The 10,474-nt window shown below is 71.8% G+C and carries 10 protein-coding genes and 1 pseudogene; 8 read left to right on the top strand and 3 right to left on the bottom strand.

Features of this window, described 5'->3' with window-relative positions; all coding sequences use genetic code 11:
* From AC1DU4_RS18745 to AC1DU4_RS18735, 3 genes and pseudogenes are all read left to right on the top strand, one after another.
* Positions 1-204, top strand: a pseudogene (locus tag AC1DU4_RS18745) (HNH endonuclease signature motif containing protein); the annotation flags it as partial.
* A 310-nt stretch (positions 205-514) separates the two neighbouring features.
* Positions 515-1,984 (top strand): FAD-dependent oxidoreductase, encoded by a 1,470-nt coding sequence (locus AC1DU4_RS18740; protein ID WP_477842289.1) that lies wholly within the window; start codon positions 515-517, stop codon positions 1,982-1,984.
* Positions 1,985-2,160: 176 nt separating this feature from the next.
* Positions 2,161-2,877: an IclR family transcriptional regulator gene (locus AC1DU4_RS18735; protein WP_477842287.1), complete on the top strand. Its 717-nt coding sequence runs from the start codon at positions 2,161-2,163 to the stop codon at positions 2,875-2,877.
* Between the two features lie 97 nt (positions 2,878-2,974).
* Here the strand turns inward: AC1DU4_RS18735 and AC1DU4_RS18730 are convergent, their stop codons facing one another.
* Positions 2,975-3,868, bottom strand: a complete 894-nt coding sequence (locus AC1DU4_RS18730) for a 1,4-dihydroxy-2-naphthoyl-CoA synthase (RefSeq protein ID WP_477842285.1) — start codon at positions 3,866-3,868, stop codon at positions 2,975-2,977.
* Positions 3,869-3,985: 117 nt separating this feature from the next.
* Between AC1DU4_RS18730 and AC1DU4_RS18725 the strand changes: the two genes are divergently transcribed.
* From AC1DU4_RS18725 to AC1DU4_RS18710, 4 genes are all read left to right on the top strand, one after another.
* Positions 3,986-4,624: a PaaI family thioesterase gene (locus tag AC1DU4_RS18725; RefSeq protein WP_477842283.1), complete on the top strand. Its 639-nt coding sequence runs from the start codon at positions 3,986-3,988 to the stop codon at positions 4,622-4,624.
* 76 nt (positions 4,625-4,700) lie between these two features.
* A complete protein-coding gene (locus AC1DU4_RS18720; protein ID WP_477842281.1) occupies positions 4,701-5,459 on the top strand; it encodes a 2-phosphosulfolactate phosphatase in 759 nt (252 codons plus the stop codon).
* Positions 5,456-6,493: an o-succinylbenzoate synthase gene (locus AC1DU4_RS18715; RefSeq protein WP_477842279.1), complete on the top strand. Its 1,038-nt coding sequence runs from the start codon at positions 5,456-5,458 to the stop codon at positions 6,491-6,493. The genes AC1DU4_RS18720 and AC1DU4_RS18715 overlap by 4 nt, the downstream gene beginning before the upstream one ends.
* A 71-nt stretch (positions 6,494-6,564) precedes the next feature.
* Entirely contained in the window at positions 6,565-7,011 is a 447-nt protein-coding gene (locus tag AC1DU4_RS18710; RefSeq protein ID WP_477842277.1) for a DUF6918 family protein, read from the top strand.
* A 71-nt stretch (positions 7,012-7,082) separates the two neighbouring features.
* Here the strand turns inward: AC1DU4_RS18710 and AC1DU4_RS18705 are convergent, their stop codons facing one another.
* Together AC1DU4_RS18705 and AC1DU4_RS18700 are read right to left on the bottom strand one after the other, a co-directional pair.
* Positions 7,083-7,973: a siderophore-interacting protein gene (locus AC1DU4_RS18705; RefSeq protein ID WP_477842275.1), complete on the bottom strand. Its 891-nt coding sequence runs from the start codon at positions 7,971-7,973 to the stop codon at positions 7,083-7,085.
* An 86-nt stretch (positions 7,974-8,059) separates the two neighbouring features.
* Positions 8,060-8,656: a flavin reductase family protein gene (locus AC1DU4_RS18700; protein WP_477842273.1), complete on the bottom strand. Its 597-nt coding sequence runs from the start codon at positions 8,654-8,656 to the stop codon at positions 8,060-8,062.
* Between the two features lie 58 nt (positions 8,657-8,714).
* Here AC1DU4_RS18700 and menD point away from each other — a divergent pair, with 58 nt between their 5' ends.
* Positions 8,715-10,394 carry a 2-succinyl-5-enolpyruvyl-6-hydroxy-3-cyclohexene-1-carboxylic-acid synthase gene (gene menD, locus AC1DU4_RS18695; protein WP_477842271.1) on the top strand — a complete coding sequence of 560 codons (1,680 nt, stop codon included), beginning with the start codon at positions 8,715-8,717 and terminating at the stop codon, positions 10,392-10,394.
* Positions 10,395-10,474: the final 80 nt, after the last annotated feature.

The following is a 10,474-nucleotide window of genomic DNA, read 5'->3' as shown; positions in this document are numbered from 1 at the left end:
GACCAGTGGGCGACCACCCGGACCGGACCCGACCACCGGTTCCCGGGCCGGACCCTGTGGCATCCCCCGACACACATCGACCCCACCCGCGCCGGGAGGCTGAACCACTACCACCACCCGATGGAGTACCTGCTCCGCGACGGCCGTGATGGCGACGGCGGRCCGGGAAGCGACGACGAACCCCGAAAACCCGGCACCGCATAGACATCGGCGCAGCCTCGGCGGCAGCGCACAATCAAGATGCTGGTCGGTCAGCCGTGCTCGCGGGAACGGCCGCCGCTGCCCTCGGCGAGCCGGACCGGTCGGGGCACCGGCATCGGCGACCGTGGTCGCTGCCTCCAGGTCACGGTGGTGACGACAGCGCGTCGTCAATGGCCTTGCTGAATGGGACGGTGGACAACGGTCCTGCTCAATTCTTCCCGCTGGACGGGACGGTTCGCGGGCACGCCGCCGAGGCCTGCCTACGGTCCTGGGACCAGCCGTTCCCGGCTCCGCATCCGAGAGGACCCGACACTTGAACACCACTCCGATCCGTCCCGTCGCCGCCGCCGACATCGAATCCTGGGACTTCGAGGCCGACGTGGTTGTCGCCGGCTACGGCATCGCGGGCGTCTCCGCGGCCATCGAGGCCGCCGATGCGGGCGCCGAGGTGCTGGTGCTCGAGCGGACCGGCGGATGGGGCGGAGCGGCCGCACTGGCCGGCGGCTTCGTCTACCTCGGCGGCGGCACCGCCGTCCAGAAGTCCTGTGGCTTCGAGGATTCCGTCGAGGAGATGAAGAACTTCCTGAGGGCGGCGCTCGGCCCGGGGGTGGACGAGGCCAAGCTCACGGACTACTGCGAGGGCAGCGTCGCGCACTTCGACTGGCTGGTCGAGTGCGGGGTGCCGTTCAAGCACACCTTCTGGGGTGAGCCGGGCTGGGAACCGCCCGCCGACGACGGACTGCAGTACACCGGCGGCGAGAACTCCGCCCCGTTCAACACGCTCGCCGTCCCCGCGCCCCGCGGCCACGTGCCGCAGATGGACAACAAGAAGAGCGGCGAGAAGGGCGGCGGCTACATGCTGATGAAGCCGCTGTCCGAGAAGGCCGAATCCCTCGGGGTCAGGGCCGAGTACGACATGCGGGTGCAGACCCTCGTCACGGATGCCGACGGGCGGGTGGTCGGACTGGTCGCCAAGCAGTACGGCAAGGAGGTCACGGTGCGGGCCCGCCGCGGCGTGGTCCTCGCGACCGGCAGCTTCGCCTACAACGAGGCGATGATCGAGGCGTACGTGCCGCGGCTGATCGGTCGGCCCGCCGCCTCCATCGAGGAGCACGACGGCGCGTCGATCCGGATGGCCCAGGCGCTCGGCGCGGACCTGGCCCACATGGACGCCAGCGAGGTCGCGTTCTTCTGCGACCCGCAGCTGTTCGTCCGGGGCATCCTCGTCAACGGTCGCGGCCAGCGCTACGTGCCGGAGGACACCTACCCGGGTCGGGTCGGCCAGCTGACCCTGCTGCAGAACGACAACCAGGCCTTCCTGGTGATCGACGAGGCGGCCTACGAGGAGGGCATGGCAGCCCCGACCGCGACCGAGCAACTGCGCCGCACGCCGACCTGGGTCTGCGAGACGGTGGAGGAGCTCGAGGCCGAGATGGGTCTGCCCGAGGGCGCGCTCACCGCCACAGTCGAGATGTACAACCGGCACGCCGCGAACGGCGCCGACCCGCTGCTCGGGAAGAAGTCCGAGTGGGTCAAGCCCATCGGCAGCCCGGTCGCGGCCATCGACCTGCGGGGCATGACCGGCGGCTTCACCCTGGGCGGGCTGAAGACGTCGGTGGACTCCGAGGTCCTGCACGTGACGGGCGAGCCGATCCCGGGGCTCTTCGCCGCCGGACGTTGCACCTCCGGCCTGTCTGCCTGGGGTTACTGCAGTGGGATCTCGCTCGGCGACGGCAGCTTCTTCGGCCGTCGGGCGGGGAAGGCGGCGGCCGCCGAAGGATGACCAGGCTTGAATGTGGCGCCGATCACTGATAAAAAGAATTGATTCTAATTCTGGCTCGGTCGGTGATCCCGGGCTGCGACCACAAGGGGCGTGCAGCGATGACTGTTGTCGACATCAACGCGCACAGGACATGCGGAACCGGACGACGGCCGGCGCGGGAGTCGATGCTCGAACGCATGACGTTCATCATCGACGCGTTCGACGACCCCAACGAGGTGCTCATGCTCGAGGACGTCACGGTCCGGGCCGGCCTGCCCCGTTCGACCACCCATCGGATCGTCACCGAACTGGTCGACCTGGGCTGGCTCGCCCGGACCGGTCGCGGCTACGCGTTGGGTACCCGCGCGCTCGGCGCGCTCGGGCCGCAGGCCGCGCACGCCCGGATCCGGATCGCCGCGAGCGACATCGTGCAGGAGCTCTACCTGCGCACCGGGATGGTGATCCACCTCGGCGTCCTCGACGGCTCCCAGGAGTACTTCCTGGACAAGGTCGGCGGTCCTTTCGCCCGGGCGCTGCGGTCCCGGGTGGGGTCGCGACTGGCCGCCTACCGCGGCACCGGCGGGCGCTCGATGCTGGCGCTGCTCACCCCGGAGCGGGTGGACCAGCTGGTCGGCGACGAGCTGGCCCGCGACGACGCCCGCGGAAAGTGGACGCTGCCGCGACTGCACACCGAGCTCAACCGCATCCGTGGCGCGCAGGGTGTCGCCTACGAGCTGACCGAGAACGTCTCCGGCATCGGGGCGGGCGGCATCGGCAGCCTCGCGGCCGCGATCCGGACCAGTGACGGCACCGTGGCGTCCCTGTGTGTCGCGGGCGAGGCGCACAAGGTTCGGCTCGAGCGGGTCGCACCGCTGGTCCGGGAGGCTTCGGTCAGGCTCGCCATGGCGCTCTGAGGGCGCCGCGGCACCGCGGCCCGCACAAACCGGCCCGGGGTGTGATCGGCGACTGCCGCTCGCACCCCGGGCCGTTTGTGCGTGAAGATCCGGTTGCTCAGAAGTACCAGGGGTACGGCGACCAGTCGGGATCGCGCTTCTCGAGGAACGAGTCCCGTCCCTCGACAGCCTCGTCCGTCATGTAGGCCATCCGGGTGGCTTCGCCCGCGAACAGCTGCTGCCCGACCAGTCCGTCGTCCTGGAGGTTGAAGGCGTACTTGAGCATCCGCTGGGCCTGCGGGGACTTGCCGTTGATCTTCCCGGCCCACTCGATCGCGACGTCCTCGAGCTCGGCGTGGTCGACGACCTTGTTCACCGCGCCCATCTGGTGCATCTCCTCGGCGGTGTACGTCTCGCCGAGGAAGAAGATCTCGCGGGCGAACTTCTGGCCGACCATCTTCGCCAGGTACGCGCTGCCGTAACCGCCGTCGAAGCTGCCCACGTCCGCGTCGGTCTGCTTGAAGCGGGCGTGCTCGCGGCTGGCCAGGGTCAGGTCGCACACCACGTGCAGGGAGTGTCCGCCGCCGGCCGCCCAGCCGTTGACCAGGCAGATGACCACCTTGGGCATGAACCGGATCAGGCGCTGGACCTCGAGGATGTGCAGCCGACCGGAGCGGGCCTTGTCCACGGTGTCCGCGGTCTCGCCCTCGGCGTACTGGTAGCCGCTGCGGCCCCGGATGCGCTGGTCGCCGCCGGAGCAGAAGGCCCAGCCGCCGTCCTTGCTGCTCGGGCCGTTGCCGGTCAGCAGCACCGCGCCCACGTCGGAGGTCATCCGGGCGTGGTCGAGCGCCTGGTAGAGCTCGTCGACGGTGTGCGGGCGGAAGGCGTTTCGCACCTCCGGGCGGTTGAAGGCCACGCGCACGGTGCCCTGCGTGATGTGCCGGTGATAGGTGATGTCCGTGAGGTTCTCGAACCCGGGGACCGGACGCCACAACTGCGGATTGAAGGTCACGGTGCCCAAGGTTATCCCCCCGGCCGTGAACTCCTGCCGGACCCCGGCGGGCACACTGGCCGGACCCCGGCACGGGCCCTCGCCGGGCCCCCGGCCGTGCGGGTTACCGTGCAGGACATGAGTGAGCGCGTGGAACGAGGCGGCGAGTACGAGAAGCACGGGGGATTCCCCGTCTACCGGGCCGTCGAGGACAACGGCGGACCCGACTTCGGTCGATTCGTGGAGGGCATGCGCACCGTGCAGGACCTCGCGGTGTCCACCGCGCCGCCGCCGGAGGTGCTCGCACAGGCCGCCGAGCAGGCCGAGGCCCTCGGCGCACTGCTCGCGCCGTACCAGGTGCCCGAGGGGGAGCAGACCGGCGGACGCTCGATCGGGCTGCCCGGCCGCGGCAGCCTGCTGATGCTCCCGTGGACCGTCGAGAAGTTCGACGCGACCGGCGTGCGCAGCACCGGCGTGTTCCGCCGATTCCACCTGGGTGGCAACGGCGCCGCGCACGGCGGCACGTTGCCGTTGCTCTTCGACGACATGTTCGGGATGATCACCCACGCGTACGGACGCCCGATCAGCCGCACCGCGTACCTGCACGTCAACTACCGCAAGATCACCCCGATCGACACCCCGCTCGTCATCGAGGGACAGGTCGACCGGGTCGACGGGCGCAAGACCTTCATCACCGCCAAGCTCATGGACACCGAGGGCACGGTGCTCGCGGACGGCGAGGCGCTGATGCTGGTGCTGCTCGCCGGCCAGCCCTGACTCCGGCGGCGCTGACTCCGTCCAACTCCGACCGCGAGCCACTCGGCCGCCGCCCGCCGGGTGAAAGGATGACCGAATGCTGCCCGCACACCGTCAGGGTGCCTACCGGGTCCGGTTCGACTGGGGCCCGGTGGGAGCGGCCGCGGTCGTCGCGGACTGCGACGTCGCTGTCGTCGTCGACGTGCTGTCCTTCACCACCACGCTGACCGTCGCGCTCGACGCCGGCACCGTCGTCCACCCGTACCGCTGGGATCCCGATTCGGCCGCGACCTATGCTGCCGAGCTGGGTGCGGCGGTGGCCGTCGGCCGCTCGCGCGGGGGTGCGGGCAAGGTGAGCCTCTCGCCCCTGTCGGTGCGCGCCGCCGCGGGAGGCGGGCGGCTGGTCCTGCCCTCGCCCAACGGTTCCGCCCTGTGCTTCGGTCTGGCCGAGACGGGGGTGACGGTGGTGGGCGCCTCCCTGCGCAACGCCTCGGCGGTCGCGCGCTGGGTGCGACGGCGCGAAGGCGCGAGGGTGGCGGTGATCGCGGCGGGGGAGCGATGGCCCGACGGTTCACTGCGGCCGGCCGCGGAGGACCTGTGGGGCGCGGGGGCGGTCCTGCACGCGCTCGGCCCGCTCGACCCGGCGGAAGCCTCGCCGGAGTCGCGTTCGGCGGCAGAGGCATTCGTCGCCGCCTCCGGAGACCTCGCCGGACGGCTGTGGGAGTGCGCCAGCGGGCGGGAACTGATCGACAAGGGTTTCGCCGAGGACGTGGCGATCGCCGCCGAGATCGACGCCTCCGCGGTGGTACCGGTGCTGCGGGGCGACGCCTTCGAGGACGGGAGCGAATCGACATGACCGAGAATTCGTCGGCCGCAACGGAGCTGACGGTGCCGACGCTCGGCGAACTGCTCGACGGCGCGGTGGTGGTGAGCCTGCCGATGCGGGTCCGGTTCCGCGGCATCACCAGCCGAGAGGTACTGCTGCTGCGCGGGCCCGCCGGTTACGGGGAGTTCGCGCCGTTCCCCGAGTACGACGATGCCGAGTCGGCCGCATGGCTGCGGTCGGCAGTCGAGGCCGCCTGGCTCGGCCCGCCGCCCGCGCTGCGTGCGACCGTGCCGATCAACGCCACGGTGCCCGCGGTGGACGCGGCCCGGGTCCCCGAGATCCTCGCGCGGTTCCCAGGCGCGCGGACCGCGAAGGTGAAGGTTGCCGAGCGCGGCCAGACCCTGGCCGACGACCTCGCCCGAGTCGCCGCGGTCCGCGAGCATGTCGAGCATGTCCGGGTCGACGCGAACGGCGGGTGGACCGTCGAGGCCGCCACCGCGGCGCTGGCCGCGCTGACCACCGACGGTCCACTGCAGTACGCCGAACAGCCTTGCGCCACAGTGCCCGAGTTGGTCGAGGTGCGACGGCGCCTGGCGCAGCAGGCGGCCGCCTCGGGTGGCCTGCCGGTGCCCGTCGCCGCGGACGAGAGCATCCGCCGGGCCGAGGACCCGCTGCGGGTGGTCCGGGCCGGCGGCGCGGACGTCGCGGTGGTGAAGGTCGCGCCGCTCGGGGGCATGCGGGCGTTGCTGCGACTGGCCGGGGAACTGTCCCGGCACGGGGTACCTGTGGTGGTCTCGAGTGCCCTCGACTCCGCGGTGGGGATCGGCGCCGGCCTGGCCGCGGCGGCCGCGCTGCCGGACTCGGGGTACGCCTCCGGGCTCGGCACCGGTGGCTTCTTCGAAGCGGATGTCGCCGCGCCCCGCGTCGTAACTGGCGGGTCGCTGGCCGCCGCCGCCGTGGCGCCGGACCCCGAACGACTGGCCGCGTTGCGGGCCACGCCGGAGCGTGCTCAGTGGTGGCTGGCCCGGCTCGCGCGCTGTCACGAACTCCTGCGGACCAGTTGACGGAACTCGAAGTGCTCTTCGTCGTATAAGGTTCGGCGTCGACACCCAAGTCAACATCGGAGGAATTGAAAGTGGTTGCAGCGCTGCACGAAACCCTGCTCGACCCGTCGCGGCTGTCCGCCGTCGTCGCGGATGCGCAGGAGCTGATCGACGCCGAGGTCTCGGACAAGAAGGGTGCCTCGGGGCTGGCCGTCAAGGCGGGCTACGGCGCCGTCAAGAAGGTCGGGCCGTCGATCGTGCCGGACGCGGTGGAGGGCCTGCTGCCCGRTTTCCTCGAGCGGCTCGAGCCGTTCTGGGCGGACTTCGCGGCGAACGGTGGCGCCGGCTTCGGTGACTACCTGGCCGCCCGCGGCGAGGAGGTCGCGGACGCACTGCTGGGTGTGACCGACGAGAAGATCGAGGGCTCGGACAAGTCCGCGATCAAGAAGGTCTACTCGACCATGCGTCCCTCGGCGAAGAAGAACGTCGTCGAGGCACTGCCGCGCCTGGGCGCGCTGGTCCAGAAGCACGCCGGCTAGAAACGTTCGAACGGGGCCCGTGTGCCCCTCCGGTTGCCACCGCAACCTGGAGGAGCACACGGGCTTTGTGCTCAGTAGGCGGCGCGGCCGTGGCGCCAGTACCCGGTGAACGAGATGTCGGACTTGGGCACCTTGCGGTCGTTGACCAGGTGTCGGCGCAGCCCGGTCGGCAGCTCGCTCTCGCCGGCGACGAACGTGTACGACGGCCCGGCGGGCAACTGCGCCGCCCGCACCGTCTCCAGCGCCAGCACCCCCGGTCGGTCGTGCGGGTCCGACCGCACCAGCCAGTGCAGGTTCACCCCGGCCGGCGCGGCCAGTTCCTGGGCGTCCGCGGCGTCCGGGATCTCGAGGTACACCTCCGCCCGCAGGTCTGCGGGCGACGACGMCAGGATGCCRGCGATCGCGGGCAGCGCGCTCTCGTCGCCGACCAGCAGCTGCCACGCGGCGCCCGGCGTCGGGTTGTAGATCAGGCCCTCGTCGAGCAGCGCCAGACGGTCGCCCGCGACCGCGGTCCGGGCCCACTCCGAAGCCGGGCCGCTGCCGTCTCCCGCCGAGTCCTCGGTGTCCCCTGCGTCCTCCGGGATCTCCGCGCCGTCGAGGGCGGCATGCAGCACCATGTCGATGTCGATCTCCGGGACGGCCTCGCCGAAGGTGGCGTGCTCCGCGTCGCGGTACGCGCGGACCGTGTAGTTGCGGACCACGGGCCGGGTGCTCTTCGACATCGCCAGGTACTGGGCGTACCAGAGGTTGCTCGCCTTGGACGGCAGCCGCAGCTCGCTGTGCCCGGGCTGCGGGAGGAACAGCCGGAACCACTGGTCGAAGCCCATCGGCGTGAAACCGTGCAGGTCCTCGCCGCCGACCGTGACGCGGATGAAGTGGGGGCTGACCTGTTTGCTGCCGAGCACCCGCGCGGTGGTGATCTGCCGGTTCTCGGGTTTGACGAACTTGCTGCGCTTGGCCATGTCCTCGGTTCCTCGGTGCTGGGTCATGTCAGATCGGGGTCATGTCACGATCGGGCTGAGTCAGGCAAGCCTAACCGAAGGCTGGCTCAGGACGGTCGGCCCGGCCGCCGCAGCACCCGGACCTCGGGAGGCAGCCCCCACTCGGCACGGCCGAGCCGGCTGACCGGGGCCAGCGCGGCGAAGTCCGGCAGGCCGTCCTCGGCGAGCGCGCCGGTGCGCACCGAGATCGCGCGCACCGCGCCCATCACCACGAAGCTGTTGCCGACCTCCACCACCCGGTGCAGGCCGCATTCGACGGCGATCGGCGACTGCGCAACCCGCGGCGGCCCGACCGTCTCGCTCGGCTCCGCCGTCACGCCCACCGCATCGAACTCGCTGACCCCGGACTCGAACGTCGCCGAGCTGGCGTTGACCCGGTCGATCAGCGCGGCCGTCGCCAGGTTCACCACGAATTCGCCGGTCTCCTCGATGTTGCGCAGGCTGTCCTTGCGGGTCACCGAGGTGAACTGCACCACCGGCGGTGCAGAGCTCGACACGGTGAAGAAGCTGTACGGCGCGAGGTTGGTGACACCGTCGGCGGAGCGGGTGGAGACCCACGCGATCGGACGTGGCACCACCGAGGCGGTCAGGAGCCGGTACATCTGCTCGTCGGGGAGGTCGGCGGATTCGAAGAGCGTGCGCACCCGGACCATGCTGCCAGCCGCCGCCGGTGGGCTCCGGCGGGTCTGACACCCTGGAACTGTGAATCCGTCCACCGCCCAGGCCACCGCTGTCGTCGACGAGCTGATTCGCGGCGGCGTCCGCGACGTGGTGCTGTGCCCGGGTTCGCGCAACGCCCCCCTCGCCTTCGCGCTGCAGGCCGCCGACAACGCGGGGCGCCTGCGCCTGCACATGCGGATCGACGAGCGCACCGCGGGATTCCTCGCGGTGGGTCTGGCGGTCTCGGACGGCCGCCCGGTGCCGATCGTGATGACCTCCGGGACGGCCGTGGCCAACCTCGGCCCGGCGGTGCTGGAGGCGAACTACGCCCGGGTGCCGTTGGTGGTGCTCAGCGCCAACCGGCCCTACGAGATGCTCGGCACCGGTGCCAACCAGACCATCGAGCAGCTGGGCATGTTCGGCAGCCAGGTACGCGCCACGATCAGCCTGGGGCTGGCCGAGGAGGGCAGTGAGCCCGGGTCGTCACGCGGGCTCCGCTCCCACGAGCAGAACAGTCAGTGGCGCTCGGCGGTGTGCCGGGTGCTCGCCGCCGCCCGCGGAACCCGTTCCGGCAACGCCGGTCCGGTGCACTTCGACATGCCGCTGCGCGAGCCGTTGGTGCCCGACGTGCACCCGCAGGGCCCGGTGCCGCAGGGCCGGCCGGGCGACGCGGCGTGGACGACCACCGCACAGGCCACCCTGGACGTCCCGGTGGAACTGGACCTGACCGCGGACACGGTGGTGATCTCCGGCCACGGTTCCGGTCACCACCCCGAACTGGCCGGACTGCCCACCGTCGCCGAGCCGACCGCGCCGATGCACGGCGTGCCGCTGCACCCACTGGCGCTGCCGCAGCTCTCCCCGCGGCAGGCGGTGATCACCGGCAGGCCGACGCTGCACCGCCCGGTCTCCGCGCTGCTCGCGGACCCGCGGGTGGCGGTCTACGCGCTCACCACGGGGCCGCGCTGGCCCGACGTCTCCGGCAACGTGCTGGCCACCGGCACCCGCGCCGTGGTGTCCGGCACGCCCGACCAGGCCTGGCTCGAGCGTTGCCGGCACCTGACCGAGCATGCGGACAAGGCGGTGCGGCAACAGCTTTCGGTGCACCAGCAGCCGACCGGGCTGCACGTGGCCCGGGTTGTGATGGAGGCGCTCGTCGACGGCGACCAGCTGGTGCTGGGTGCGTCGAACCCGGTGCGGGACGCCGCCCTGGTCAGCTACCCGCGACCGGGCGTGCGGGTGCTCTCGAACCGCGGCGTCGCCGGCATCGACGGCACCGTGTCCACCGCGGTCGGCGCGGCGATGGCCGCGGATCGCCGCGGACCCGACCCGCGGACCGGCGCCGGCATCCGCACCATCGCGTTGATGGGCGACCTGACCTTCCTGCACGACGCGTCCGGCCTGTTGATCGGCAGCGGCGAGCCCCGGCCCCGTGACCTCACCGTGGTGGTGGCCAACGACGACGGCGGCGGCATCTTCGAGCTGCTCGAGCAGGGCGATCCGCAGTACGCCGGGGTCTTCGAGCGGGTGTTCGGGACGCCGCACGGGATGGACCTGTCCGCGCTGTGCGCCGCCTACCGGGTCGCGCACCGGGCGCTGGACCCGGACCAGCTCTCGGTGGCACTGGGCGAGCCGAACACCTCGGGCATCAGGGTGCTGGAGGTCGCGACCGAACGGTCGGGGCTGCGTGAGCTGCACGCCTCGGTGCGGGCACAGCTGTGAGCGCTGAGCCGATGAGCGCTGGAGGGCCGATGAGCGCTGGAGGGCCGATCGGCGCTGGAGGGCGGGGCAGCCAGCCGCGG

Source organism: Rhodococcus sp. P4_F5 (assembly GCF_056401315.1).
The sequence above is the reverse complement of the archived record's forward strand: the minus strand, read 5'-3'. Positions and strand labels throughout refer to the sequence as shown.

Bases quoted from the DNA above. Each gene is read 5' to 3' on its own strand.
- AC1DU4_RS18735 (WP_477842287.1), top strand. From the start codon at position 2,161: ATGACGTTCATCATCGACGCGTTCGACGACCCCAACGAGGTGCTCATG.
- AC1DU4_RS18725 (WP_477842283.1), top strand. From the start codon at position 3,986: ATGAGTGAGCGCGTGGAACGAGGCGGCGAGTACGAGAAGCACGGGGGA.
- AC1DU4_RS18720 (WP_477842281.1), top strand. From the start codon at position 4,701: ATGCTGCCCGCACACCGTCAGGGTGCCTACCGGGTCCGGTTCGACTGG.
- AC1DU4_RS18715 (WP_477842279.1), top strand. From the start codon at position 5,456: ATGACCGAGAATTCGTCGGCCGCAACGGAGCTGACGGTGCCGACGCTC.